17 protein-coding genes, 2 tRNA genes, 3 rRNA genes and 1 pseudogene are annotated in these 25,999 nt (G+C 67.6%); 8 read left to right on the plus strand and 15 right to left on the minus strand.

The window, feature by feature from the left end; genetic code table 11:
- Positions 1 to 57: 57 nt before the first annotated feature.
- Both DFJ69_RS04640 and DFJ69_RS04645 read right to left on the minus strand, forming a co-directional pair.
- On the minus strand, positions 58 to 2,565 hold the full coding sequence (locus DFJ69_RS04640; RefSeq protein WP_116021332.1) for an ABC transporter permease: 2,508 nt from the start codon (positions 2,563 to 2,565) through the stop codon (positions 58 to 60).
- On the minus strand, positions 2,562 to 3,311 hold the full coding sequence (locus DFJ69_RS04645; RefSeq protein ID WP_116021333.1) for an ABC transporter ATP-binding protein: 750 nt from the start codon (positions 3,309 to 3,311) through the stop codon (positions 2,562 to 2,564). Before DFJ69_RS04645 ends, DFJ69_RS04640 begins: the two co-directional genes overlap by 4 nt.
- A 275-nt stretch (positions 3,312 to 3,586) precedes the next feature.
- Between DFJ69_RS04645 and DFJ69_RS04650 the strand changes: the two genes are divergently transcribed.
- From DFJ69_RS04650 to DFJ69_RS04665, 4 genes are all read left to right on the plus strand, one after another.
- Positions 3,587 to 4,264 carry a TetR/AcrR family transcriptional regulator gene (locus tag DFJ69_RS04650; protein WP_245974011.1) on the plus strand — a complete coding sequence of 226 codons (678 nt, stop codon included), beginning with the start codon at positions 3,587 to 3,589 and terminating at the stop codon, positions 4,262 to 4,264.
- Positions 4,236 to 5,243: an AurF N-oxygenase family protein gene (locus DFJ69_RS04655; protein WP_116021335.1), complete on the plus strand. Its 1,008-nt coding sequence runs from the start codon at positions 4,236 to 4,238 to the stop codon at positions 5,241 to 5,243. Before DFJ69_RS04650 ends, DFJ69_RS04655 begins: the two co-directional genes overlap by 29 nt.
- A 10-nt stretch (positions 5,244 to 5,253) precedes the next feature.
- Complete coding sequence (locus DFJ69_RS04660) at positions 5,254 to 6,771, plus strand: flavin-containing monooxygenase (RefSeq protein WP_342769837.1); 1,518 nt, start codon at positions 5,254 to 5,256, stop codon at positions 6,769 to 6,771.
- 168 nt (positions 6,772 to 6,939) lie between these two features.
- A complete protein-coding gene (locus DFJ69_RS04665) occupies positions 6,940 to 7,767 on the plus strand; it encodes an SDR family NAD(P)-dependent oxidoreductase (protein WP_116021336.1) in 828 nt (275 codons plus the stop codon).
- Positions 7,768 to 7,957: 190 nt separating this feature from the next.
- On the opposite strand, the gene ctaD is transcribed toward DFJ69_RS04665, so the two are convergent.
- Positions 7,958 to 9,673: an aa3-type cytochrome oxidase subunit I gene (gene ctaD / locus DFJ69_RS04670; RefSeq protein ID WP_116021337.1), complete on the minus strand. Its 1,716-nt coding sequence runs from the start codon at positions 9,671 to 9,673 to the stop codon at positions 7,958 to 7,960.
- Positions 9,674 to 11,284: 1,611 nt separating this feature from the next.
- Between ctaD and DFJ69_RS04675 the strand changes: the two genes are divergently transcribed.
- A complete protein-coding gene (locus tag DFJ69_RS04675; RefSeq protein WP_116021338.1) occupies positions 11,285 to 11,788 on the plus strand; it encodes a 2-thiouracil desulfurase family protein in 504 nt (167 codons plus the stop codon).
- Positions 11,789 to 12,306: 518 nt separating this feature from the next.
- Here DFJ69_RS04675 and DFJ69_RS36420 read toward each other — a convergent pair.
- The 4 genes from DFJ69_RS36420 to DFJ69_RS35295 form a co-directional block, all read right to left on the minus strand.
- On the minus strand, positions 12,307 to 12,576 hold the full coding sequence (locus DFJ69_RS36420) for an Ada metal-binding domain-containing protein (protein ID WP_116021340.1): 270 nt from the start codon (positions 12,574 to 12,576) through the stop codon (positions 12,307 to 12,309).
- A gap of 187 nt (positions 12,577 to 12,763) precedes the next feature.
- Positions 12,764 to 13,525, minus strand: a complete 762-nt coding sequence (locus DFJ69_RS04690) for a 2OG-Fe(II) oxygenase (protein WP_245974012.1) — start codon at positions 13,523 to 13,525, stop codon at positions 12,764 to 12,766.
- 28 nt (positions 13,526 to 13,553) lie between these two features.
- Positions 13,554 to 14,180 carry a methylated-DNA--[protein]-cysteine S-methyltransferase gene (locus DFJ69_RS04695; protein ID WP_116021341.1) on the minus strand — a complete coding sequence of 209 codons (627 nt, stop codon included), beginning with the start codon at positions 14,178 to 14,180 and terminating at the stop codon, positions 13,554 to 13,556.
- Entirely contained in the window at positions 14,177 to 15,091 is a 915-nt protein-coding gene (locus DFJ69_RS35295) for an RNA polymerase sigma factor (protein ID WP_342769838.1), read from the minus strand. Before DFJ69_RS35295 ends, DFJ69_RS04695 begins: the two co-directional genes overlap by 4 nt.
- On the opposite strand from DFJ69_RS35295, the pseudogene DFJ69_RS04705 reads away from it, so the two are divergent.
- Positions 15,023 to 15,523, plus strand: a pseudogene (locus DFJ69_RS04705) (helicase-related protein); the annotation flags it as partial. The gene DFJ69_RS35295 and the pseudogene DFJ69_RS04705 sit on opposite strands and share 69 nt — an antisense overlap.
- 112 nt (positions 15,524 to 15,635) lie before the next feature.
- Here the strand turns inward: DFJ69_RS04705 and rrf are convergent.
- From rrf to DFJ69_RS04720, 3 genes are all read right to left on the minus strand, one after another.
- A 5S ribosomal RNA gene (gene rrf, locus DFJ69_RS04710) occupies positions 15,636 to 15,752 on the minus strand.
- Between the two features lie 159 nt (positions 15,753 to 15,911).
- Positions 15,912 to 19,014, minus strand: a 23S ribosomal RNA gene (locus DFJ69_RS04715).
- 645 nt (positions 19,015 to 19,659) lie between these two features.
- A 16S ribosomal RNA gene (locus tag DFJ69_RS04720) occupies positions 19,660 to 21,170 on the minus strand.
- Together the 16S, 23S and 5S rRNA genes form the textbook arrangement of a ribosomal RNA operon.
- 867 nt (positions 21,171 to 22,037) lie before the next feature.
- Between DFJ69_RS04720 and DFJ69_RS04725 the strand changes: the two genes are divergently transcribed.
- On the plus strand, positions 22,038 to 22,850 hold the full coding sequence (locus tag DFJ69_RS04725) for an MBL fold metallo-hydrolase (RefSeq protein ID WP_245974016.1): 813 nt from the start codon (positions 22,038 to 22,040) through the stop codon (positions 22,848 to 22,850).
- Positions 22,851 to 22,906: 56 nt separating this feature from the next.
- Here the strand turns inward: DFJ69_RS04725 and DFJ69_RS04730 are convergent.
- Positions 22,907 to 22,979, minus strand: a tRNA-Ala gene (locus DFJ69_RS04730).
- A 238-nt stretch (positions 22,980 to 23,217) separates the two neighbouring features.
- Here DFJ69_RS04730 and DFJ69_RS04735 point away from each other — a divergent pair.
- Positions 23,218 to 23,643 carry a hypothetical protein gene (locus DFJ69_RS04735; protein WP_116021343.1) on the plus strand — a complete coding sequence of 142 codons (426 nt, stop codon included), beginning with the start codon at positions 23,218 to 23,220 and terminating at the stop codon, positions 23,641 to 23,643.
- A gap of 271 nt (positions 23,644 to 23,914) precedes the next feature.
- Here the strand turns inward: DFJ69_RS04735 and DFJ69_RS04740 are convergent.
- The 4 genes from DFJ69_RS04740 to nadD form a co-directional block, all read right to left on the minus strand.
- Positions 23,915 to 23,987 (minus strand) — tRNA-Ala (locus DFJ69_RS04740).
- A gap of 84 nt (positions 23,988 to 24,071) precedes the next feature.
- Entirely contained in the window at positions 24,072 to 24,761 is a 690-nt protein-coding gene (locus DFJ69_RS04745) for a histidine phosphatase family protein (RefSeq protein WP_116021344.1), read from the minus strand.
- 4 nt (positions 24,762 to 24,765) lie between these two features.
- Positions 24,766 to 25,185 (minus strand): ribosome silencing factor, encoded by a 420-nt coding sequence (gene rsfS, locus DFJ69_RS04750; protein ID WP_116021345.1) that lies wholly within the window; start codon positions 25,183 to 25,185, stop codon positions 24,766 to 24,768.
- A gap of 153 nt (positions 25,186 to 25,338) precedes the next feature.
- Positions 25,339 to 25,947: a nicotinate-nucleotide adenylyltransferase gene (gene nadD / locus DFJ69_RS04755; protein WP_116021346.1), complete on the minus strand. Its 609-nt coding sequence runs from the start codon at positions 25,945 to 25,947 to the stop codon at positions 25,339 to 25,341.
- Positions 25,948 to 25,999: the final 52 nt, after the last annotated feature.

Below are 25,999 nucleotides of genomic sequence, written 5' to 3' on the forward strand. Positions count from 1 at the left end.
CTCAGCGCGTCGCAACGGCCGCCTGCGGGGTCCACGACCTCGTCGGGCCGCGCCTGCTCACGGTGCGGCGATGGCCGTGAGCGCGTCGAGGCGGGCGGCCCGGCGGGCCGGGCGGATCGCCGCCAGTACTCCCGTGAGCCCGCCGACCAGCGCGATCACCGCGAGTTGGACGGGCGGGGCGGCGAACGAGTCGAGGGCGGCGCCCGCCAGACCCCAGCCGAGGAACAGCCCCAGGGCGACCCCGCCGGCGGTGCCGAACAGCGCCACGATCACCGACTCCCAACGCACCATCGAACGGATCTGGCCCCGGGTGGCGCCGACCGCCCGCAGCAGTCCCAGCTCACGGGTGCGTTCGTGGATGGACTGGGCCAGCGTGTTGGCGATGCCCAGCAGGGCGATGAGGATCGCCAGCGCCAGCATCACGTAGACGACGGTCAGGAAGGCGTTCATGTTCTCGGTCTGCGCGGCCACGAACTCGGCCCGGTCCTGCACCTCGGGCGCGCCGTAGGGCCGGACGACCTCGCCGATCGCCGTCTTGGCGGTGGCCATGGAGGCCCCGTCCCTCAGGTCCACCAAGGTCATCATGTCCAGGGCCTGCCGTTCGTGGGCGCTCCACACGCTCCGGGGCAGGAGGTAGTCGCCCGCCGGTCCCGGTGAGCCGTAGATCGCGGTGACCGTCTGCGTCGTGCGGGCCCCGTCGGCGAACGTGACGGGCACCGCCGTCCCGACCTTCCAGCCGTGGTCGTCGGCGGCGTCCCGGGAGATCGCGAACCCGCCGAGCCGGCCCTCCTCCACGTCCAGGCGCAGCACCCGCCCGAGACGCGCGGGGTCGGCGACCGTGACGTCCTGCTCCTTCCCGTCGAGGACCACGTCGCCGCGTCCGAGCCCGGCGGCCGAGGCGACCTGCGGCAGCGCCGCGACCCGCTCCGCCAGGGCGGGGTCGAGTCCGCCGACGAGGTCGTTGCCGCTGTTGACGACCAGTTCGCCCCGGAACGAGCCGGCGACCTCGTCCTCCAGGGACGCCCGCATCGAGCCCGCGAACACGGTGAGCAGGGTGACGACCCCGATCCCGATCATCAGGGCGGTCGCGGCGCCCGCGGTCCGGCGCGGATTGCGCATGGCGTTGCGTCGGGCCAGACCGCCGCCGACGCCGCGCAGTCGCGTCGCGGGACGGCCGAGCAGCGAGGAGACCGGGCCCGCGGCGATGGGGGCCAGCAGCACCATGACGACCGTGCAGGTCAGCGCGCCCGCCGCGGTGATCGGCATGGCCCCGGCGAGGCCGCCCCAGACGACCGCTCCGCCTCCGACCAGACCGAGGGAGACCCCGATCAGCGCCCGCGACTCCGAGGAGCGCCGGTTCGGCCGTTCCGCCGCCGACTCGCGCAACGCCGCCAGCGGAGCCACGCGGGACGCCTTGAGGACCGGCACGACGACCGCCAGCGCCGTGACGATGACACCCACCGGCGCGGCGATCAACACCGTGCCGACCTTGAACACCACACCCTCCACGGGGAAGCCCATCCCGGCGGCGGCGAACAGCTCCTTGAGCAGCACGGCGACGCCGTAGCCGCCCGCCAGTCCGGCGACGGTCGCGGCCACGCCGACCGCCAGCGCCTCGATCGCCACCAGCGCCAGGACCTGCCCGCGTCCGGCGCCGAGCGCCCGCAGCAGCGCCGACTCGCGGGTCCGCTGCGCCATCTGGATCGAGAACGTGTTGTGGATGCTGAACGCCGCCACCAGCAGCGCGACGCCGGCGAACGCGAGCATCGCCATCCGGAAGACGCCGATGAACTGCTCGTTCACCTCGTTCATGCTCTCCTCGGCGAGCGCCGTGCCGGTCAGCGCCTCGGTGCCCGCGGGCAGCACGGAGCGCACCCGCGTCAGCAGATCGTCGTCGTCCACGCCGGACGCGGCCCGCACGGCGACCCCGGTCACCCGGTCCTGCCCCTGCGCGATGTGCCGCCGCGCCCCTTCCAACGTGAACGCGGCGAACGTCGATCCGCCGAGGGCGTCCTCCTCGCCGAACCTGCTGATGCCGACGATCGTCACCGGCACGCGGGACGGGGTGAGCACGACGGTGCGGTCGCCGACCTTCAGCGCGGCGTCGTCGGCGGCGGCCTTGTTGATCACGACCTCGTCCACGGTGCGGGGGGCGCGGCCGGCCACGATCCGGTACGGGTTCAGCTCGGTGTCGGCGACCCAGTTGCCGGCGTTGCGCGGGCCGTCGCTGTCCATCGGCCGGCCGTCCGCTCGGAGGATCTGCCCGTTGCCCTGGATCATCGGCTCGGCGGCGGCCACCCCCGGCACCCGCCGGACGCGTTCCACCACCGAGCCGTCGATCATGCCGCGCGGCCGGCCCGGCAGGGTCGAGACGCGGGTGGAGCTGCGCACGCTCACGTCGGTGCCCGCGTACGCGTCGGTGAAGAACCCGTTGATGCCCGACTGCAGCGTGTCCGCCAGCACCAGCGTCCCGGCGAGGAACGACACCCCGAGGAACACCGACGTCAGCGACCCGATCAGCCTGCGCTTGCGCGCCCCCATCTCCCTCAGTGCGAGCCGGATCACGACGTGCCCTCCAGGTTCTTCATCCGGTCGAGCACGCCGGCGGCGGTGGGGGCCGCCATGACGTCCACGATCCGTCCGTCGGCCAGGAAGACCACCTCGTCGGCGTAGGCTGCGGCCACGGGGTCGTGCGTCACCATCGCCACCGTCTGCCCCAGCTCGTCGACGGCGGTGCGCAGGAACATCAGGACCTCCTCGCCCGATCGCGAGTCGAGGTTCCCGGTGGGCTCGTCGGCGAAGATGACCTGCGGGCGGGACGCCAGCGCCCGCGCCACCGCCACCCGCTGCTGCTGACCGCCGGACAGCTCGGACGGCCGGTGCCCGAGGCGCTCCCGCAGCCCCACCGCCGCGACCACGGTGTCGAGCCAGGCGGCGTCGACCCGGGTGCCCGCCAGGGTGGCCGGCAGGGTGATGTTCTCCAGCGCGGTGAGCGTCGGGATCAGGTTGAACGCCTGGAACACGAAGCCGATCCGCTCCCGCCGCAGCCGGGTCAACCGCTTGTCCGACAGCGTGCCGATCTCCACGTCCCCGACGAACACCCGCCCGGCGGTGGGCTTGTCCAGCCCGGCGACGCAGTGCATCAGCGTCGACTTGCCCGCGCCGGACGGCCCCATGATGGCGGTGAAGCGCCCGGCGACCAACTCCAGATCGACGTCGTCCAGGGCGCGCACGGCCGTGTCGCCCGTTCCGTACACCTTGCTGAGGCCGACGGTGCGTGCCCCGCCGGTCCTCTCCTTCGTTCCGTTCATCGGCTTCCGCCCTCCCGGTGCGGCCCGCCCCTTCCGGTGGGCCGTCGTTCTCGCGACCCCAGGAGCCTCGCGGGAGGACGTGCCCTCGGTCATCGGGCGGGGAGAGGCACCGCGGCTGCTCCCGTCGGCGCATGGCGGGACCGCCGCGTACGACGCGGGACGTAGGGCGACGGAGCGTTCCCCGGGTGTCACGGAACGGCCATGTGTCGGTTTTGTGACCCGCGATACATACAAGCAGGCTTGCTTGCTTGTTTGCTTCGGCTTACCTTCGAGACGTGTCAGTCAACGGACGTCGCAGGCATCACCGCAGGCACGGGAGCCGCCGCACCCAGGAGGAGCGTCGGAACGCCACCCAGGCGCGCATCCTGGACGCCACCGCCGAGGCGCTCGCCGACCTCGGGTGGGCCGGACTGTCCACGACCGAGGTGTCCCGCCGCGCCGGGGTGTCGCGCGGCGCGCAGCAGCACCACTACCCCACCAAGATGGCGCTGGTCGCCGCCGCCCTCGAGCACCTGCTCGGACGGCTGCGCCGCGAGTACGAGGAGGCGTTCGCCGCGCTGCCGGACGAGTGGCGCGACGTGGACGGCGCACTCGACCTCTTCTGGGAGATGCTGCGCCAACCCCCCGCGATGGCGCTGCTGGAGCTGGCGCTCGCCGGCCGCACCGACGACACCCTGCGCGGGCTCAGCGCCGACCTCAACGAGCGCGTCGTGGTGATCATCAAAGAGGTCTTCCACGAGCTGTTCCCCGAGACCCTGCCGCCCGAGCTGGTCGACACCACCATCCGGTCGCTGTTCGCCCTGCTGGTCGGTCTGTCCATCCAGAACTCCCTCGACGACGACGTCCACGGCCACCAGGCCGCCGTGATGTCACAGGTCAAACTCCTCGCCCAGTTGCTGATCTCCGAAGAGAAGGAGCCTCGTCATGACCAAACCCCCCGCCCAGTTGGCTGAAGAGGTCAGGGAACAGGTCAAGGACCGCACGTCGTACCTCGGTGTCATCGACCGACTGAACAAGGCCTCCGTGGACAAGCACTGGGAGGCGTACGCCGACATCCCCTGGGAGGACCCCGAGTTCCAGGTGGACCCCGACGATCCCCGTTGGGTGATGTCCCCTGCGCTGGACCCGCTGGCCCAGACGGAGTGGTACAAGGCGCAGCCCGCCGAGGTGCAGTCGCAGATCGGCCTGTGGCGCGTCGCCACCGCCATGAAGGTGGGCCTGCAGTTCGAGAACCTGCTGAAGCGCGGCCTGCTGAACTACGCCTACTGGCTGCCCAACGGCCGCCCCGAGTTCCGGTACGTCTACCACGAGACGACCGAAGAGTGTAACCACGGCATGATGTTCCAGGAGTTCGTCAACCGGACGAAGATGCCGATCCGGGGCATGCCGAAGTCGCTGACCACCCTGGCCCAGGTCGCGCCGTGGATCCCGCTGATCAGCACCGAGCTGTTCTTCGTGTTCGTGCTCGGCGGCGAGGACCCCATCGACTTCGTGCAGCGCAAGTCCCTCAAGGGCGGGCACATCAAGCACCCGCTCGAAGAGACCATCATGAAGATCCACATCGCCGAGGAGGCCCGGCACATCTCGTTCGCCCGGCACTACCTCAAGCACCGGGTGCCCAACCTGTCCAAGGCCGAGAAGCGGATGCTCGGGCTGCTGGCCCCCGTGGTCCTGGGTGTCATGGCCCGCATCATGCTCTGCCCGCCCGGACCGATGGTCCGCCACTTCGACATCCCGAGGGAGGTCGTCAAGGAGGCGTACGGCAGCCCCGAGTTCAAGCAGCAGTTGCGCGACTGCGTGGGCAAGATCCGCGACCTGATGGCCGAGCTGGACCTCATCACCCCCGTCAACAAGCAGGTGTGGGCCGCCCTGGGCATCTGGGACAAGCCCCGCACCCGTTCCGTCGCCGGCCGCGCGGCCAAGGCGGCGTGAGGTAAGCCCCGTGACGAACACCGACACCACCGGAGCGCGTCCCGCCCGCGAGCGCGAGCAGGTCGTCATCATCGGGACCGGGTTCTCCGGCCTCGGCATGGCGATCGCCCTGAAGCGGGCCGGGATGCACGACTTCGTCATCCTGGAGAAGGCCGACGAGGTCGGCGGCACCTGGCGGGAGAACACCTACCCCGGGTGCGCCTGCGACATCATGTCGCTGCTCTACTCGTACTCGTTCGAGCCCAAGGCCGACTGGTCGCGGATGTTCCCCCGCCAGGAGGAGCTGCTCGACTACATCAAGGGTGTCGTCGACAAGTACGGCCTGCGCCGCCACATCCGCTTCAACGTCGAGGTCACCGGCACCGAGTACGACGACGCGACGGACTCCTGGCAGATCGCCACCGCCACCGGCGAGATGATCGGGGCACGGGTGCTGGTGTCGGCGATGGGACCGCTCCATCGCCCCAGCATCCCCGACCTCCCCGGCATGGAGACGTTCGCGGGCCGGACGTTCCACTCCGCCGAGTGGGACCACGACTACGACCTCACCGGCAAGCGCGTCGCCGTCATCGGGACGGGCGCGTCGGCGATCCAGTTCGTCCCTCGGATCGCCGAGCGGGTCGCGTCGCTGACGCTGTTCCAGCGCACCCCGCCGTGGATCATCCCCAAGCCCGACCGCCGCGTCACCGAGGTCGAGAAGAACCTGTTCCGGAACGTTCCGGGCGTCCAGCGGGCGTACCGGAACGGCATCTACCTGATGCAGGAGAGCTTCGTCCTCGGGTTCAAGAACCCCCGGCTGCTCAAGGCCGCGAGCGGCCTGGCCCAGTGGCACCTGCACCGCCAGGTCAAGGACCCGGCGCTGCGCCGCAAGCTGACCCCCGACTACACGATGGGCTGCAAGCGGACGCTGGTGTCCAGCGACTACTACCCGGCGCTCACCCGGCCCAACGTCGACCTCGTCACCGACGGTGTCAAGGAGATCCGCGAGAACTCGATCGTCCGCGGCGACGGCACCGAGATCGAGGTCGACGCGATCATCTTCGGCACCGGCTTCCACGTGACCGACGCCTTCGAGAACGCGCACATCGTCGGCCGCCACGGCGTCAAGATCCAGGACGCGTGGAAGGACGGCATCCAGGCCCACCTGGGTGTCTCCGTGGCCGGCTTCCCCAACCTGTTCCTGCTGCTGGGGCCCAACTCCGGACTCGGCCACAACTCGATGATCTTCATCATCGAGGCCCAGGTCCGGTACGTCATGCAGTGCCTGCGACTGCTCGCCGCCGGCGACGCCACCCGCATCTCCGTCCGCCCCACCGTCCAGGACCGCTTCAACGCCTGGGTGCAGCGCAAGTCCGAGGGCGCCGTCTGGGTGGCCGGCGGCTGCACCAGTTGGTATCTGGACCGCAACGGCAAGAACCGCGCCGCCTGGCCGGCCTCCACGGTCAACTACTGGCTGCGGACCCGCCGCCTGCGCCGGTCGGACTTCGAACTGGCCACCGTCCGAGATCCCGTCGGCGCGGACCTGTGACCCTCGCCCGGTCCCGGGACCACTGACCGTTCGAAGCCCTGGGCGGGGCCGTGTTCCGCGCCGTCACGGCCCCGGCCCACTCCCGACGTGAACACCTTTGTCCCCCACCGGCCGATTCCTCGCCGGTGGTCCACCGTCCGACCCGTCGAGCCTGAGCGGAGCCCCACCATGAAGATCGCGATCGTGACCGGCGGAGCGTCCGGCATCGGCCGCGCGATCGCCACGTCCCTCGTGGCCCGCGGCGACACCGTCATCGTCTCCGACATCGACACCGCCGGCGCCGAGGCCGTCGCCGACCGCCTCAACACCCTCGGCAGGGGCAAGGCGCACGCCGCACCACTGGACGTCACCGACGCCGCCGCCGTCACCCGCCTGTACCAGGACGTCCACAATGACCACGGACGACTCGATCTGGTGTTCAACAACGCGGGCATCTCCATCGGCGGACTGGCCGAGGAACTCACCCTCGACCACTGGCATCGCGCCGTCGACATCAACCTCATGGGCGTCGTCCACGGCGTCCACGCCGCCTACCCCCTGATGCTGGAACAACGCTCAGGACACATCGTCAACACCGCCTCGCTCGCCGGCCTCGTCCCGATGCCCATGGGCATCCCGTACACGGCGACCAAGCACGCGGTCGTCGGCCTCTCCTTGGGCCTTCGCGCCGAGGCCGCCGCCAAGGGCGTCAAGGTCAGCGTCGTCTGCCCCGGCTTCGTCGACACCCCGCTGCTGGCCAACGTCAACAAGGATCTGCCCCACACCACCCTCAGCGGCGACAGCCGCGAGGCCATCCGCAAGCAGGCGGGGGGCTTCTACTCCGCCGAACGACTCGCCGACGACATCATGCTCGGCATCCGCCGCAACAAGGCCCTCATCGTCGCCCCGGCCCTCGGCCGCGCCGCCTGGCGCGGCGCGCGCCTCAACCCGGCCGCCGCCGTCCGCATGGCCGCCATCGGCGTCTGGCGGCACCGCCGCGACCAACGCCACGGCTGACACGAACCTTCACCGCGAACCGCCCCACGGTCCCGGCAAGGGCCCTGAAACCAAGACGGGGCGAACGGCCGCTCCCCGACCACACGCCCCCTCCGGCGTCGCGCCCACTGCGAGTGCGACGCCGGAGACCGCTGCGGGCTGCGCCACGGTCTCCGCCAACGACCGCCCTCGAACGAGGGCGGACGGGCGGTCACTCGCGCGATCCCCGTTCCCCCTCGCCCGGCGGTGCCTCCAGCGTCGCGCCCGCCTCCGGCGCGACGTCGACGCTCCTCTGCTCGGTGAGGTGCGGGTAGTGCAGGTCGAACGCCGGGCGCTCGGAGCGGATCCGTGGAATCGCCACGAAGTTGTGGCGCGGGGGCGGGCAGGACGTCGCCCACTCCAGCGAGTTCCCGTAGCCCCACGGGTCGTCCACCTCCACCCGCGTGCCGTGCCGCGCCGTCCGGTACACGTTGTAGAAGAAGAACAGCGTCGAGACGCCCAGCAGGAACGCGCCCGCGGACGAGACCCGGTTGAGGGCCAGGAACTCCTCCGCGTAGTCGGCGTACCGTCGCGGCATGCCCTCCGCGCCCAGCCAGTGCTGCACCAGGAACGTGGTGTGGAAGCCGATGAACAAGGCCCAGAAGTGCCATTTCCCCAACCGGTCGTTCAGCATCTTCCCGGTGAACTTCGGCCACCAGAAATAGAAGCCGGCGAACATCGCGAACACCACGGTGCCGAACACCACATAGTGGAAGTGCGCCACCACGAAATACGAGTCCTGCACCTGGAAGTCCAGCGGCGGCGAGGACAGGATGATCCCCGTCAGCCCGCCGAACAGGAACGTCACCAGGAACCCGACCGACCACAGCATCGGCGACTCGAAGCTGAGGTTGCCGCGCCACATCGTGCCCACCCAGTTGAAGAACTTCACCCCGGTCGGCACCGCGATCAGGAACGTCATGAACGAGAAGAACGGCAGCAGGACCTGCCCGGTGGTGAACATGTGGTGCGCCCACACCGTCATCGACAGCCCGGCGATCGCGATGGTCGCCCCCACCATCCCGATATAGCCGAAGAGCGGCTTGCGGGAGAACACCGGGATCACCTCGGTGATGATCCCGAAGAACGGCAACGCGATGATGTACACCTCGGGATGGCCGAAGAACCAGAACAGGTGCTGCCACAACATCGCACCCCCGGTCGCCGGCTCGAACACCAGCGCCCCGAACTTGCGGTCGGCCATCAGCACCAGCAGCGCCGCCGCCAACACCGGAAAGGCCAGCAGCACCAGGATCGAGGTCAACAGGATGTTCCACGTGAAGATCGGCATCCGGAACATCGTCATCCCCGGAGCCCGCATCACCGTGATGGTGGTGATGAAGTTGACGCCGCCCAGGATCGTCCCGAACCCCGACAGCGCCAGCCCCATGATCCACATGTCCCCGCCGATCTCCGGCGAGTAGGTATCCGCGGTCAGCGGCGAGTACGCCGTCCACCCGTAACTGGCCGCCCCGCCCGGCGCCACGAACGAGAACATCACGATCAGGCCGCCGAACAGGAAGAGCCAGTAACTCAACATGTTCATCCGCGGGAACGCCACGTCCGGCGCCCCGATCTGCAACGGCATGATGACGTTCCCGAACCCAATGAACAGCGGCGTCGCGAACAACAGCAGCATCACCGTGCCGTGAATGGTGAACATCTGGTTGTACTGCTCGTTGCTGACGACCTGCAGCCCCGTCTCGGCCAGCTCCGCGCGGATCACCAACGCCATGACCCCGCCCAGCAGGAAGAAGCCGAACGACGTGATCAGATACAGATAGCCGATCACCTTGTGGTCGGTCGAGGTCATCCAGGACACGACCACCGAACCCCGACCCCGCCGCACCGGCGGCACCTCCGGCAAGGGACGACCGAGCAGAACCATATGGGCTCCCAGGGTTAAGGGCGTCCTCGTCCCTTTTCCCCTCTCCACTATCGGCCGGCTCCATGCGGCCCACAACCCATCAATGCCGCACACCGGAACGATCCCTTACCTCACCCTGAACCCCCACCCCACCTCACCAGCCCCATCACCACACCCCCAGGCGATCCAACACCCGCCCCACACGTCAACCAACCCACGACACACCGGAGGCCCCCAGGCCCCCCTTGGCGAACAGCCCGACCATCCCTCACAGCCCACACCGCCAAGCCCCGCACCCCCTGCGACCGCCCACATCCCTCACAACCCGCACCGCCAAGCCCCGCACCTCCAGCGGCCACCCACATCCCTCACAACCCGCACCACCAGGCCCCGCACCCCCTGCGACCGCCCACATCCCTCACAACCCGCACCACCAGGCCCCGCACCCCCTGCGACCGCCCACATCCCTCACAACCCGCACCGCCAAGCCCCGCACCCCTTGCCTCACAGCCAGCACCGCCAAGCCTCGCACCTCACCCGCACCGCCAGAGCGCGGGCCCTCCAGAGCCCGCCCGCATCGCTAGGCCCGGAGGCCCGAACGGCGCAGCGGCCAGGCGGTCGCATCACCGCACCACCCACACAGCCGGCGTCACTAGGCCCCGAGCACTCCAGCGCACTACCGACATCCCTCACAACCCGCACCGCCAAGCCCCGCACCCCCTGCGACCGCCCACATCCCTCACAACCCGCACCGCCAGGGCCCCGGACCCTCCAGAGCCCCCCGCATCACTAGGGCCCGGAGAGCCGAACGGCGCTGCGGCCGGGCGCGCGTCACCGCACCGCCCGCACAGCCCGCGTCACAGGCCCCAAGCCCTCCGGCGCACCACCGACATGCCTCACAGCCCGGGTCCCGGATACTGACCCGAACGGCGCTGCGGCCAGGCGGCCGCGTCACCGCACGTTGCCACGTGCTTCTCACCGGCGATGACAGGTCCGTCATGCGCCCTCGCTTTACGGGGAATATCACCACCCGCCTCGCCGAGCTCCAGGGGCCCTTCAGCCCGTCGTCATCCCCTGTGCTCCGCCCACCGGCTAATCCATGGTGTGGCCCTACCTTGCTGCTGACCCGGCCCCTTCGGGAACCACGAACTACCCGAGCTCGCCGTCGCCACGGTAGGGAAGGCGGGGGGTCAACAGCGACGGCCCGGCGTTCCCCGCCTCCGGCGACCTGTCCGCGCGCCCGCCCCGCCCCATGCCCTCGCTTGGCTCCACCACGGCCCCAGCATCCTCGCCTGAAACCAAGCCGCCACATCACCATGCCGATGGCCAACCCGCTATGGCCAACGGGGGTCAAGGAAACTTCAAGGCCGCAGCGCTGTCCAGTGGAGACCAAGGTGTCCGCGTGCAAATTCCGGCACGCCGGAACGGCCCACAGCAGCAGGGCATGGGGGGCGTGGCCAGAGCTCCGTGGCTGCAGCAGACCCGGCGCTGTCGTGCAGTTTGAAGGACGCCGTTCCACAGATCCCCGCGGCATTCTGGGCGGCGCAATTTTGGATGTCCCGCAAGACGCCCTGGTCCCCGTCAGCGTCCTGTGCGGCCGGTCGTCCTGGGAGGCGCGGGTACGGTGGAACCGTGGAGATGATCCTGGTCAGCGGTTGCCTGCTGGGACAGCCGGTTCGGTACGACGGCCGCGACAAGCTCAGTGAGGACGCGCTGCTGCTCCGCTGGCGGTCCGAAGGTCGTCTGGTCTCCTACTGCCCGGAGATCGGCGGTGGCCTCCCCGTTCCCCGCCGTCCCGCCGAGATCATCGGGGCCGGCGGTGGGACCGGTGTCTTGGACGGCTGCGCCCGCGTCGTCACCGACACCGGTCTCGACGTCACCGACGCCTTCGTCCGTGGCGCGCACCGGGCACTCCAGGCCGCCGAGCGAGCCGGAGCCCGCATGGCCGTGCTCAAGGAGTCCAGCCCCTCCTGTGGGAGCAGTCGGATCTACGACGGCACGTTCACCGGCACAGCGTCCCCCGGCGTCGGCGTCACCACCGCTCTCCTGGAACAGCACGGCATCCACGTCTTCAGCGAGAACGATCTCCACCGAGCCGCCGAGCACCTCACCCGCCTGGAGACGGCCGACACCTGACCGCACCCCGCAGCCCCTCCAGGGTTTCTTCGCCGGCCAGCCTCAGCGCCTCGTCCCCGGTGGCACAGGCCAACCCGAACGTACGCGCGGTTCCCACTCCGTACTGTGCCGCAGCCTCCGGCTCATCTGCGCCCACCCGACCGGAGCACCGGCCACCGCCCAGCCATCGGGCTCCCCGCGAACGAACCGCCGGGCATGCCGAAGCCAGGAGGCCGCCACCTCGGGCCAGTCCACGACCGCCAGCACCGTCCCGCCGGCCCGCTCCCACTCGAGGCCCACGGCCTCGATGGCGGCTCTGCAGCCGTCCTGACGTCCATGCCCCAGGGTGATCACGCGGATCCGCGGCCGCGCCGCACGCATCACAGCGACCAAAGCCCGCACCTCATCACCACCGTGCATGCACTCCCCCTGCCCCACCGCAGGCCGACGAACGAGCGGCGAACCACCCCTCCGAGCACCTGAACTCCCAAAGGCCCTTCGTGCTCCCGAACTCAAAACCGCTCTCCGACCACCTGAACTCATTTCGGACGACAACGCTCCGCCTTCCATCTCCCATACTCCGCGGGGAGGCACACCGCGCACGGCCGGTACCCGGCCGCCACGGCGGTCGCCTCGTCCGCGAAGAACACCCGCTGCCGTACGTAACCCCCACGGGCGATCGCACGCAACGCCGAAGGACAGTCCAGCCGCCCATAAAGCCTGCTGCGACGGTGACCTCCCAGCGCACCCGGCTCCGAACTCAAATATGTACGCCCATCGGCTCCCACCAACGCGTACGCCTCAGCCATTCCAGGCGATCCCCTCCACAGCCCCGCGCCAAAGCACCCCGAGTCCACACGGCCCCTCCATCCGCCCCGCTCCAGGCAGCCTCACTCCCAACGGCCTCATTCCCAACAGCCCTAGTCCACACGGCCCTATCCCACGTTCCATGCCTCTTCCGCGGCGTGGGAGTCATGAATCCCAGGGGGTCTCTGGTCAGGCCGCATCGTGGAACACGAGCCCGAGGGTGTGCCGTCGTCCTGTCCTGATCGTGCTCACGCCGTGTCTGACGGGCGCGGCCGACCAGCCCCGCGTCGACCTGACCGGACGATCCCGAGTCGTGAAGACCAACGCCCGACCCTGCCCGACCGTGGTGGACGTTCCCCGTGACTGTGCTCGGGGGCGCTGCTCCACCAGGAGGAACTCACCGCCTGTGTGGTCGGCCTCCGGGCGGTTCAGGTTGATCACCACCTGCAGCGGAAACACGAGATCTCCGTAGAGGTCACGATGCAGTGCGTTCCAGTCGCCCGCCTCGTAACGCAACAGGATCGGCGTCGGCTTCGTCTGCCCCGCCGCGTGGCACATCGCCAGCCACTCGTCGAGCGAATCCGGCCACGGCGCCGGTCGTCCCAACTTGGCGGCCCAGTCACGGGCGATCGGCAGTAGACGGGGATAGAAGGCTCTGCGCAAGACGCTCACCGGCTCCGGGAAGGGCGCGGCGAAGTATCGATACTGCCCTGACCCGAACCGATGGCGCGCCATGTCGACCGTGGACCTGAACAGTCCTGGCCGGTCGTACAAGTCAGCGATGGCCGCACATTCCTCGGTGGTGAGCAACGGCGGCGTCAATCCGCTTCCGGACGCGTTCACCTCGTTGGTGACCGACGCCCAGTCGATGAGCTCGACCCTGTCGACGAGGCCGACACCGTTCACAGGTCCGGCGTTGTCCGCCGGGGTGGTGTGCGTAGGGGCCGTCACGGCAACGTCCTTTCGGCTTCGGGCGCGGTCATGCTGCGGTCTCCAAGGCGAGGAGGGCCAGCTTCGCCTCCACGCCGCCGATGTACTGGCCGACGGTGCCGTCACTGCGCACCACGCGGTGGCAGGGCACGACGACCGGCAGCGGATTGGTCGCACAGGCCGTGCCCACGGCGCGCACGGCCTTGGGGTTGCCGGCGTACTCGGCCACGACCGCGTAGCTCGCGGTGGTGCCGTACTGGATGTCGGGCAGATGCGTCAGGACGGTACGGCGGAAGCCCTGCGAGAGCTGCAGATCCAGTGGCACGTCGAAGGCCCTGCGGTGGCCGGTGAAATACTCCTCGAGCTCACTGGCGACCGGATCGAGCCGCGCAGGGGCGTGGAGCACCCGGGGACTGATGCGCTCCGCCAGGTCGTCCAGCACCCTGTCGTGATCTTCGCTCGCGTACGCCACCCGGACGAGGCCATGGTCGGTCGCGGCCAGCAGCAGCCTCCCGACCGGACTGTCGATCGTCCGGTACGCCACGTCGAGGACCCCGGTGCGTTCCGCCTCCGCGGCCAGCCGGTCGTGGAGCCGGGCCCTGGTGGCCTCGTCCATGGTGGGCAGCGCGGCGAAGAGATCGTCGTCGGGGACGTCAGGCCGGTGGTCGATGCTCATCGGCGTTCTCCTTCCGAGTCGGTCTGGTAGATCTTGCGGAGCGCCGTGACCCCGTCGGCCGCCGAACGCCGGGCCGCTTCGGGACTGCCGCCGACGATCTCGGCCACTTCCTTGTAGGGCAGCCCGGCGAGGTAGTGGTAGGCGACCGTCTGCCGTTGCTTGAGCGGGAGTGCCTTGACGGCGTCGAGCAGGTCGTGGTCGGTGGACCCGGGAATCCCCTCGGTGCTGCGCCGCTCGGGCAGATCATCGGAGAGAACGGGACGCCGCGCCTCGGCCCGCACCTGGTCGATGGCCTTACGATGCGCGATGGTGACCAGCCATGCCTCGACATTGCTGTCCGGCGGCAGCTCCGGATAGGCGCGCATCGCGGCGAGGAACGTCTCTGACCATGCGTCCTCTGCCGCGCCCGGGTCGAGAACGGCCCGGCACACACGCCACACGGTCGACCCGTGCTCCGCGATGATCGCTTCGAAGGGTTTGTGTCTCACACCGGGTAAACGCTCCGGAGTGCTGGAACGTGAGGTGGGACTTCGGAAAAGTTGGGACGAGGAACGGCACGCGGGCCGGACGACGGCATCGGACGATGGTCCAGGGACTTGTCCGACTGGCCAGATGGCGTCCGCGAGGCCTCGAAGATGAGGGAGAACCGCGTGGTGCCCTGAACCGAGACGCACCGACCATGCCGAGTTCGCGTGCGGACCGGCCTGCGCGAGCAGTGGGAGCGGTGTGCCCGGGGGTTTGCCCTCCAGAACGCTCGGCCGTTGTCGCGAGGATAGTGCGCAGCCGCTCGTCGGGGTGGAGACCCAAAGTGTGGCCATGCCAGGCACCGAAGGCGCTGACCTGATCGTTACCGGTTCTGTGCCACGACCGAGACCAAGACGCGGATCATTCAGGCGTTGGTGGAACGGCATCGGGGGGAGCAGACCCTCGTCATCGGTCAGTACATCGACCAACTGGACGAGCTGTCGGAACGGCTGGACGCTCCGGTGATCAAGGGTGACACCCGGATCCGGGAACGGGAGCGGTTGTTCGATGCCTTTCGTTCCGGGGAGTTGTCGGTTCTGGTGGTGTCGAAGGTGGCGAACTTCTCGATCGATCTGCCGGAGGCGGCGGTGGCGATCCAGGTGTCGGGGGCTTATGGGTCGCGGCAGGAGGAGGCGCAGCGGTTGGGTCGGGTGTTGCGGCCCAAGGCGTCCGGTGGTGGGGCGCGGTTCTATGCGGTGGTGGCGCGGGACACGTTGGATCAGGAGTACGCGGCGCATCGGCAGCGGTTCTTGGCCGAGCAGGGATATGCGTATCGGATCGTGGACGCGGACGCCGTGGTGGCGGGTGAGGAGATCTGACCGGCTTTCCCCTCGGTTCTTCGGGGCAGGGGGGAAATGGGTCGGGGCCCGTTCCCGAGAACGGCCTCGTGTTGAGGGTTCTCCAGGGAACGGGCCCCGACCTTACGTGTTGTTCCGGCGGTGTCCTACTCTCCCACACGGTCTCCCATGCAGTACCATCGGCGCTGGAGGGCTTAACTACCGGGTTCGGAAAGAGACCGGGTGTTTCCCCTCCGCCATGACCACCGGAACGCCCAACCCCCACACACGCGGGTGTGGGGAAAACCGTGGGCGAACCGAACCCCCCTTAGGGGGTGGACGGCTCGTATTCTGTTGTTCGGTTCACGGAAAACTGTTTGTTCTCTGTGAACCGCATAGGGACGCGAACATCACGCAGAAGATGCGGAGTGTTGTTAAGCCACTCGGCCTATTAGTACCGGTCGACTCCACCCCTCACAAGGCTTCCATCTCCGGCCTATCAACCCAGTCGTCTACTGGGAGCCTTACCCCACCCGAAAGTGGGAGGGAGACCTCATCTCGAGGAAGGCTTCCCGCTTAGATGCTTTCAGCGGTTATCCCTACCGAACGTAGCCAACCAGCCATGCCCCTGGCGGGACAACTGGCACACCAGAGGTTCGTCCGTCCCGGTCCTCTCGTACTAGGGACAGATCCTCTCAAGTCTCCTGCGCGCGCAGCGGATAGGGACCGAACTGTCTCGCGACGTTCTAAACCCAGCTCGCGTGCCGCTTTAATGGGCGAACAGCCCAACCCTTGGGACCTACTCCAGCCCCAGGATGCGACGAGCCGACATCGAGGTGCCAAACCATCCCGTCGATATGGACTCTTGGGGAAGATCAGCCTGTTATCCCCGGGGTACCTTTTAGCCGTTGAGCGACATCCCTTCCACACGGAGATGCCGGATCACTAGGCCCTGCTTTCGCACCTGCTCGACATGTCTGTCTCACAGTCAAGCTCCCTTGTGCCCTTGCACTCGACACCTGATGACCAACCAGGCTGAGGGAACCTTTGGGCGCCTCCGTTACCTTTTGGGAGGCAACCGCCCCAGTTAAACTACCCACCAGGCACTGTCCCCCACCCCGATCAGGGGCGCGGGTTAGACGCTCGAAACGACCAGAGTGGTATTTCACCAACGACTCCACCCGAACTAGCGTCCGAGCTTCACAGTCTCCCACCTATCCTACACAAGACGCTCCCAACGCCAATACCAAGCTATAGTGAAGGTCCCGGGGTCTTTCCGTCCTGCTGCGCGAAACGAGCATCTTTACTCGTACTGCAATTTCGCCGGGCCTGTGGTTGAGACAGCGGGGAAGTCGTTACGCCATTCGTGCAGGTCGGAACTTACCCGACAAGGAATTTCGCTACCTTAGGATGGTTATAGTTACCACCGCCGTTTACCGGCGCTTAGATTCTCAGCTTCACCCTTACGGGCTGACCGGTCCTCTTAACGTTCCGGCACCGGGCAGGCGTCAGTCCGTATACAGCGTCTTACGACTTCGCACGGACCTGTGTTTTTAGTAAACAGTCGCTTCCCCCTGGCCACTGCGACCGCCCCCAGCTCCCACCGCGAAGGCGTTCACCGGAAGCGGCCCCCCTTCTCCCAAAGTTACGGGGGCAATTTGCCGAGTTCCTTAACCACAGTTCACCCGAACGCCTCGGTATTCTCTACCTGACCACCTGAGTCGGTTTAGGGTACGGGCCGCCGGCACACTCGCTAGAGGCTTTTCTCGGCAGCATGGGATCACTCACTTCACCTAAAACGGCTCGGCATCACATCTCACCCTGTGCGCGCGACGGATTTGCCTATCGCGCGGGCTACATGCTTACCCCAGGACGACCACCGCCTGGGCTGAGCTACCCTCCTGCGTCACCCCATCGCTTACCTACTACCCCCTCGGGTCCCAGCCTCCCCCGCGCACGGGCCCGAAGGCCCGAACGAAGGATCGGGTGGTCAGCATCAGAGGGTTCGATATTGGCGCGTGCCCGCGGGTACGGGAATATCAACCCGTTATCCATCGACTACGCCCATCGGCCTCGCCTTAGGCCCCGACTTACCCTGGGCGGAAAAGCCTGCCCCAGGAACCCTTGGTCAATCGGCGCGCACGTTTCTCACGTGCGAATCGCTACTCATGCCTGCATTCTCACTCCGGCAACCTCCACACCAGGTTCACACCGATGCTTCACCGGCTTGCCGGACGCTCCCCTACCCACCCACACCATAAGGCGCGGATGCCACGGTTTCGGCGGTGTGCTTGAGCCCCGCTACATTGTCGGCGCGGAATCACTTGACCAGTGAGCTATTACGCACTCTTTCAAGGATGGCTGCTTCTAAGCCAACCTCCTGGTTGTCACGGCAACTCCACATCCTTTACCACTTAGCACACGCTTAGGGGCCTTAACCGATGATCTGGGCTGTTTCCCTCTCGACTACGAAGCTTATCCCCCGCAGTCTCACTGCCGCGCTTCACTTACCGGCATTCGGAGTTTGGCTGACTTCGGTAACCCGGTAAGGCCCCTAGGCCATCCAGTAGCTCTACCTCCGGCAAGAAACACGCGACGCTGCACCTAAATGCATTTCGGGGAGAACCAGCTATCACGGAGTTTGATTGGCCTTTCACCCCTAACCACAGGTCATCCCCCAGGTTTTCAACCCTGGTGGGTTCGGGCCTCCACACCGTCTTACCGGCGCTTCACCCTGCCCATGGCTAGATCACTCCGCTTCGGGTCTACAGCATGCGACTAAAACGCCCTCTTCAGACTCGCTTTCGCTACGGCTACCCGACACCGGTTAACCTCGCCACACACCATAACTCGCAGGCTCATTCTTCAAAAGGCACGCCATCACCAACCCCCAAAGGGGCCGACGGCTCTGACGGCTTGTAGGCACACGGTTTCAGGTACTATTTCACGACCCCTCACCGGGGCACTTTTCACCTTTCCCTCACGGTACTCGTGCACTATCGGTCACCAGGAAGTATTCAGCCTTACCACGTGGTCGTGGCAGATTCACACGAGATTTCACGGGCCCCGTGCTACTCGGGAAAACACCCCAAGGAGACACCACGATTTCGTCTACCGGACTCTCACCGTCTACGGTCGGCCATCCCAGACCCTTCGACTACCGCGATGTTTTATGACTCCCCGTCGGACTGGTAGACCCGACCGGATGCTCCCACAACCCCGCACACGCAACCCCTACCAGGTATCACACGCGCACGGTTTAGGCTCCTCCGCTTTCGCTCACCACTACTCACGGAATCACTCTTGTTTTCTCTTCCAGCGGGTACTGAGATGTTTCACTTCCCCGCGTTCCCACCAACCGCCCTATACATTCAGACGGCGGCGACACCCCATGACGGGTGCCAGGTTTCCCCATTCGGAAATCCCCGGATCGGCGCCTGGTTGCCGGCTCCCCGAGGCATATCGCAGGCTCCCACGTCCTTCATCGGCTCCTGATGCCAAGGCATCCACCGTGTGCCCTTAAAAACTTAACAACAATGACCACAAATCAGCGATCAAAGATGCTCGCGTCCACTATGCAGTTCACAAAAAACAACCAGCGACCACACCACACCCCGACAAGGGCGGGCCACGGCCCCGCAACAACCAGAAGAAACCAACCCCACCCCTCCCCCGACACCCCACCTCCCGCCAAACAGCGGAAGAACAGAACGACGAAGAGAGACATCTCATCGGACCGGCCGCCGAACAACACCCCCGAACACGAGGGGCATCCGACGGCCCGAGGCCGAAAAGACCGGGTCCGTTTCCTCAGGACCCAACAGTGTGTCCAACCCACCAGACCCCCGAACAACCGGAGGTTCCACACCCCGCACCCCCACCCCGCGAAAGGGGAGGCGATGCGCGACCCCGCCCCCGCAAAGGGGGATGGGGCGGCCACCTCCGCGCGAGGCGGGGGTGGCGGATAGTACTGACCGGACCCGAACGGTCCGGTGGGTTGAGTAGCCAGTGCTCCACGGTTCCATGAGCTCCCGACCCGGAGAACACGCGTCTCCGACGGCCGAGGCCTCTGCACCCTCACGCGATCCCCCGCACGCCCTCCCACCCGACCCGCCGCGAACGACGGGGGGAACGGGAGGAACACGAGGAGGAAGGCCAGGGGTGGAGGTGCTCCTTAGAAAGGAGGTGATCCAGCCGCACCTTCCGGTACGGCTACCTTGTTACGACTTCGTCCCAATCGCCGGCCCCACCTTCGACCGCTCCCCCCACAAGTGGTTGGGCCACGGGCTTCGGGTGTTGCCGACTTTCGTGACGTGACGGGCGGTGTGTACAAGGCCCGGGAACGTATTCACCGCAGCGTTGCTGATCTGCGATTACTAGCGACTCCGACTTCACGAAGTCGAGTTGCAGACTTCGATCCGAACTGAGACCGGCTTTTAGGGATTCGCTCCACCTCACGGTATCGCAGCCCTCTGTACCGGCCATTGTAGCATGTTTGCAGCCCAAGACATAAGGGGCATGATGACTTGACGTCATCCCCACCTTCCTCCGAGTTGACCCCGGCGGTCTCCCATGAGTCCCCACCATCACGTGCTGGCAACATGGAACGAGGGTTGCGCTCGTTGCGGGACTTAACCCAACATCTCACGACACGAGCTGACGACAGCCATGCACCACCTGTCACCGGCCCAAAAGGACCCCGTATCTCTACGAGTTTTCCGGCGATGTCAAGCCTTGGTAAGGTTCTTCGCGTTGCGTCGAATTAAGCAACATGCTCCGCCGCTTGTGCGGGCCCCCGTCAATTCCTTTGAGTTTTAGCCTTGCGGCCGTACTCCCCAGGCGGGGCGCTTAATGCGTTAGCTACGGCGCGGAACCCGTGGAAGAGCCCCACACCTAGCGCCCAACGTTTACGGCGTGGACTACCAGGGTATCTAATCCTGTTCGCTCCCCACGCTTTCGCTCCTCAGCGTCAGTACAGGCCCAGAGAACCGCCTTCGCCACCGGTGTTCCTCCCGATATCTGCGCATTTCACCGCTACACCGGGAATTCCGTTCTCCCCTACCTGCCTCTAGCCTGCCCGTATCCACCGCAGACCCACGGTTGAGCCGTGGGCTTTCACGACGGACGCGACAGGCCGCCTACGAGCTCTTTACGCCCAATAATTCCGGACAACGCTTGCGCCCTACGTATTACCGCGGCTGCTGGCACGTAGTTAGCCGGCGCTTCTTCCCCACCTACCGTCTGGTTTCGTCGGTGGTGAAAGAGGTTTACAACCCGAAGGCCTTCATCCCCCACGCGGCGTCGCTGCGTCAGGCTTTCGCCCATTGCGCAATATTCCCCACTGCTGCCTCCCGTAGGAGTCTGGGCCGTGTCTCAGTCCCAGTGTGGCCGGTCGCCCTCTCAGGCCGGCTACCCGTCGTCGCCTTGGTAGGCCATCACCCCACCAACAAGCTGATAGGCCGCGAGCCCATCCCCGACCGAAGAACTTTCCACCACCACCCATGCGAGTGGAGGTCGTATCCGGTATTAGACCCGGTTTCCCAGGCTTATCCCGAAGTCGGGGGCAGGTTGCTCACGTGTTACTCACCCGTTCGCCGCTCGAGTACCCCGAAGGGCCTTTCCGCTCGACTTGCATGTGTTAAGCACGCCGCCAGCGTTCGTCCTGAGCCAGGATCAAACTCTCCATCAAGGCCCAACGACCCCACCCCCCACCAAAAACAGCGGAGAAACGAGGCCAAAACCCTGGGAAACAATCCCGGCAAAACCACACCCCGAACAACCCCCCAAAAAAGGGGCCCCGGGATGCGCATTGCCTCAAAGAAATTCCTCTATGACGAGGAAACAACAACCCCCCACAACAGGAGGCTGTCACAAGGCACTGGCTTTTAACACACTGTTGAGTTCTCAAGAAACGGACACCCACCTCGGACACCCTGCCTGATCAGGCAGGTCCCCGTGGGGCAACCCTTCTAACTTACCAGGATCTTCGCTGCTGTCAACCCCGAGATCTGGATGATCTTGGTTTGTCGGCTGCGCGCCCAGTCCACGACGATCAACGTTGCACTTCCGTGCCCGTACGATCCGCTGTGGACTCCCTCGGGCCGGCCACCTCGCGGTGTCCTGCATCCCGTCTGGGCTGTCCCCTCCAGCTTACCCCCGTTCGGAGCGAGCTTCGAACGGTTTTCGCCGGAAGGTTCCCCCGAGGCCGTCCGCCTCTCGGCGTCCCGCATCCCCTTGGGGCACGTGAACTCTAAGCAAGATCGCATTACCCGTCAAATTCAAGATCGAACGTCCCGATCCGAGTTCCCCGGGGCAGTCGCGGACCGACGCGAAGGGCGCCGACGACCCGGAGCGATCAACGCTCCCCCGTGGTCCCCCCGCCGTAGATCCCCATCGACACGACACATTCACCCCCGCTCCCAGATCTCGGCCCACGCCGGAGCCCCACCGATGCCCAGGATCCGAGGCCTCACACCTCGAACACCCGCTCCCCCACGAGCCGGCCGGCCCTGACTCACATCGATCCAGTTCAGAAGGCGGTGAGAGGGTGTCAGCCATGCATGACCTTTCCCCGAAGTCGATAGCCGGAGTCGACGTCATCCCCCTGTGCGACGCGGTCGGCCCCATGGGCGAGTCCTTGCGCAAGCCACTGGACGAGACGTTCCCGGGGGCATCCCCAACGGTGTGGGAGCACCTGTGCGCGCACGCACCCGAGGCGTACGGCCTCCAGGGCGAGTGGGTGCTGCACTTCCACTGCTTCCTGTTGCGGATCCCGTCCGGCCCCACCGTGCTGGTGGACACCGGCCTCGGTGGTACCGACTCCCCCGCGTCCAGTTGGGCACCCGTACCAGGCGGGCTCGGTGACGTCCTGGCGTCGGCCGGGGTGGCGGCGACGGACGTGGACGTCGTGGTCCTCACCCACTTGCACAGCGACCATGCCAGCGGCGCCGTTCAGGAGGGCATGCCGGCGTTCCCCAACGCCAGGTACGTGGTGCAACGGCGAGAGCTCGACTGGCTCAGGGGGAAGGTCCACGACCCGGTGAACGAGCGGATCGTGCGTCCGCTGAGGGAGGCGGGGTCCCTTGACGCCGCGGAGGGCCGGAAGACGCTGGCCGACCACGTGGAACTCGTCCCGACCCCCGGGCACACCCCCGGACACCAGTCGGTGGTGGTGGACGACCACCGCCTGGTGGTGTCGGGCGACGTCGTCCTCCATCCCGTGCACCTGGCCGACGAGATGGCGACGTACGTGTACGACGAGAATCCCGGCGCTGCGGCGATCACGCGCGCGGAGCTGCTGCGGCGGATCAGGGAGCGTGACGGGCTGCTCGCCGCGCCGCATCTCCCGTCGCCCTTCGTACGCCCCTGAGCGGAGGACGAGAACGGACGAGGGACCGGCGGATGTCCGCCGGCCCCTCGTGATCGTGGAGCTATGGGGATTCGAACCCCAGACCTCCTCCATGCCATGGAGGCGCGCTACCAACTGCGCCATAGCCCCGTGCTCGCCCGGGGAAATCCAGGATCTCCGACCGGCCAGGGAAGAGCTTAGTGCACAACGCGGGTGGATCCGCACAGCGGGCCGTTCCGGCAGGGTGGAGCGGGGTCGGGGCCCGTGATCGCGGCGGCCGAGTGGAGCCGATCCGGCATGACACGACCGGACGCTCACGATATGCGGGATCATTGACCGGCCTTGACCTGTGTACGGCGTCCTGTCGGCCCCCCGGAGGTGCTGCGCCATGCGGCGGCTGATCATCACGGCCCTGATGCTGCCGGGCTCGTTCTCGCTCTCGCTGTGGACCGGTTACGGGCCGGCCGACGACTGGGTGCACAACTGCCAGGTCCGTCAGCAGTACCTGGACCACCTGGACGCCATGAAGGTGGAGATCTACCGACTCCGCGTGCAGGGCCGCCCCGAGCAGGAGATCGCCCGGACCATGGTGCCGCGCCGCAACCAGGCCAAGGCGCTGGTCCGCACCAAGATGAAACGCCGCCAGGTCCGCAAACTGGAAGAGCGCAACATCGCGAGGTACGGCGACCCGCTAGGCCCGTCGGTCGCATGGATGCAGGCCCAGCACGGCGGCAACTGGCACGACATCGTGGAGTCCACCACCGACTCCAACGAGCTCTACAACCTGTCCTGCGTGTTCTGGTTCGACTTCTAACAGCGACCGTCGCCGCCCCCCACGTCCCCCAGCCCCACAAAACCGACTGCGCGAGGGCATACGCCCCCGCACAGCACCACCCCATCCGCCCGCACACCCAGCAAGGCCACCCCCGACCACTTTCCAACACCCCCGAAACCCCGGCAAAGCCGGAAATGGGGGCGTGGGGGCGGAGCCCCCACATCGGGGGTCCGGGGGTCGCCCCCCGGGGAAATGACGAGGGCCGACAGGGAAGCGACAACGTCGCGACCATGCCGGCCCCAGGCCCGAGTGGAGCTATGGGGATTCGAACCCCAGACCTCCTCCATGCCATGGAGGCGCGCTACCAACTGCGCCATAGCCCCGTGCGACTGCGTGGACGTACATCCCGCAGCGCCTCGCCAGTGTATAGGACGGGGGGCGTGGACTCGAATCGAATTTGGGGACGGTCAGAGCGGCCGCGGCGGGCGGGTGCCGGCCCGGTCGTCCTGGCCGGGGCGGTCGTCGCTGAGGACGGGCTCGGGCAGGGTGCCCGCGTTGTGCTCGACGAGCCGCCAGCCGCCGTCGCGCATCTCGGCGAGGACGGACCAGCAGCAGTTGGACAGCCCGCCGAGGCGTTCCCAGATCTCCTCGGGCAGGCCCAGCATGCCGCACATGCCGAGGCGGAGGGCGGCGCCGTGGGAGGCGACGACCAGGAGGCCGTCGGAGGGGAGCCGGTCGAGGGCGCGGTCGAGGGCCGCGGTGACCCGCTTGGCGACCTGGGGGCTGGTCTCGCCGCCGGGCGGCTGCCAGGCGGCGTGCTCGGCGGGGTAGCGTTCGCGGATCTCGGCGTTGGTGAGGCCCTCCCACTCGCCGCCGTCGCGTTCGATGAGGTCCCGGTCGTGGGCGACGGGGAGCCCGGTGAGGTCGGCGAGGGCGGCGGCGGTGTCGGCGGCGCGCCGGAGGGGGGAGGCCAGGAGCGTGGTGGGCTGCAGGGCCGCCAGCAGGCGGGCGGCGCGGGCGGCCTGGGCGACGCCGGTCTCGTCGAGGGGGATGTCGGTCTTGCCCTGGAAGCGGCGTTCGACGTTCCAGGCGGTCTGGCCGTGTCGCCAGAGCACCAGACGGCGGCTGCCGGGCTCGCGGCGGGCGCCCGTGCCCATCTCGTCAGTCACCGGCGCTCCTGTGGCCGACGGTGCGGGCGCGCTGCGCGGCGTGGGCGTTGACGCTCTCCGGCAGCGTGAGGGGAGGGCAGTCCTTCCACAGCCGCTCGAGGGCGTAGAAGGTGCGGTCCTCCTCGTGCTGGATGTGGACGATCACGTCGAGATAGTCGAGCAGCACCCAGCGGCCCTCGCGTTCGCCCTCGCGGCGCACGGGCTTGGCGTCGGCCTCCTCGCGCAAGCGCTTCTCGATCTCGTCGACGATGGCCCTGACCTGGCGGTCGCTGGGGGCGGAGCAGAGCAGGAAGGCGTCGGTGATGACCAACTGCTCGCTGACGTCGTAGGCGATGATGTCGTCGGCCAGCTTGTCGCCCGCCGCCTCGGCGGCGATTCGGACCAGCTCTGCGGCCCTGTCGGATGCGGTCACGTGCGGTCGTGATCCTCCCGTTTGGGGACGGTTCCCGGGTCTACTCTCTCACGGCCGCCGGTCCCGGCGCCGGTCCTCGCGGCGGCGCCGGGGACGGCCGTGTTCTTCCAGGTTATGGCCTCGGGAGGGCTGTCCGGCCGGGTCGCGCCGCGATCACTCTCGGTAAAGGGACCGTTTGTTGATGTACTGGACGATCCCGTCCGGGACGAGATACCAGATGGGCTCGCCGTCGCGGACGCGGGCGCGGCACTCGGTGGAGGAGATCGACAGGGCGGGCACCTCGACGAGGCTGACCCGGCCGTCCGGCAGTCCCGGGTCCTTGAGGTGGTGGCCGGGACGGGTGCAGCCGACGAAGTGGGCGAGGGTGAACATCTCCTCGGCGTTGTGCCAGGAGATCATCTTGGCGAGCGCGTCGGCGCCGGTGATGAAGAACAGCTCGGTGTCCGGCCCGTGGATCTCGCGCATGTCCCGCAGGGTGTCGATGGTGTAGGTGGAGCCGGGACGGTCGACGTCGACACGGCTCACCGAGAAGCGCGGGTTGGAGGCGGTGGCGATCACCGTCATGAGGTAGCGGTCCTCGGCGGCGGCGACCTTGCGCTCGGTCTTCTGCCAGGGCCGACCGGTGGGGACGAACACCACCTCGTCGAGCCGGAACAGGTGGGCGACCTCGCTGGCGGCCACGAGGTGGCCGTGGTGGATGGGGTCGAAGGTGCCGCCCATCACGCCGAGGCGCCGCGGGCCGCCGGCCGTGCTGCTGGTCATAGGGCCGACCCTAACGAGCGCGGCGGGGCCGTCCGCAGCCCGCCCCCGGGGC

It is taken from the genome of Thermomonospora umbrina, assembly GCF_003386555.1.
Lineage (GTDB): Bacteria > Actinomycetota > Actinomycetes > Streptosporangiales > Streptosporangiaceae > Thermomonospora > Thermomonospora umbrina.

What these genes read in the sequence shown, in the direction of transcription:
- DFJ69_RS04645 (WP_116021333.1), bottom strand. Translation starts at nt 3,311, where the DNA reads ATGAACGGAACGAAGGAGAGGACCGGCGGGGCACGCACCGTCGGCCTC.
- DFJ69_RS04655 (WP_116021335.1), top strand. Translation starts at nt 4,236, where the DNA reads ATGACCAAACCCCCCGCCCAGTTGGCTGAAGAGGTCAGGGAACAGGTC.
- DFJ69_RS04665 (WP_116021336.1), top strand. Translation starts at nt 6,940, where the DNA reads ATGAAGATCGCGATCGTGACCGGCGGAGCGTCCGGCATCGGCCGCGCG.
- ctaD (WP_116021337.1), bottom strand. Translation starts at nt 9,673, where the DNA reads ATGGTTCTGCTCGGTCGTCCCTTGCCGGAGGTGCCGCCGGTGCGGCGG.
- DFJ69_RS36420 (WP_116021340.1), bottom strand. Translation starts at nt 12,576, where the DNA reads ATGGCTGAGGCGTACGCGTTGGTGGGAGCCGATGGGCGTACATATTTG.
- DFJ69_RS04695 (WP_116021341.1), bottom strand. Translation starts at nt 14,180, where the DNA reads ATGAGCATCGACCACCGGCCTGACGTCCCCGACGACGATCTCTTCGCC.
- DFJ69_RS35295 (WP_342769838.1), bottom strand. Translation starts at nt 15,091, where the DNA reads ATGCCGTTCCACCAACGCCTGAATGATCCGCGTCTTGGTCTCGGTCGT.
- DFJ69_RS04725 (WP_245974016.1), top strand. Translation starts at nt 22,038, where the DNA reads ATGCATGACCTTTCCCCGAAGTCGATAGCCGGAGTCGACGTCATCCCC.
- DFJ69_RS04735 (WP_116021343.1), top strand. Translation starts at nt 23,218, where the DNA reads ATGCGGCGGCTGATCATCACGGCCCTGATGCTGCCGGGCTCGTTCTCG.
- DFJ69_RS04745 (WP_116021344.1), bottom strand. Translation starts at nt 24,761, where the DNA reads ATGGGCACGGGCGCCCGCCGCGAGCCCGGCAGCCGCCGTCTGGTGCTC.
- nadD (WP_116021346.1), bottom strand. Translation starts at nt 25,947, where the DNA reads ATGACCAGCAGCACGGCCGGCGGCCCGCGGCGCCTCGGCGTGATGGGC.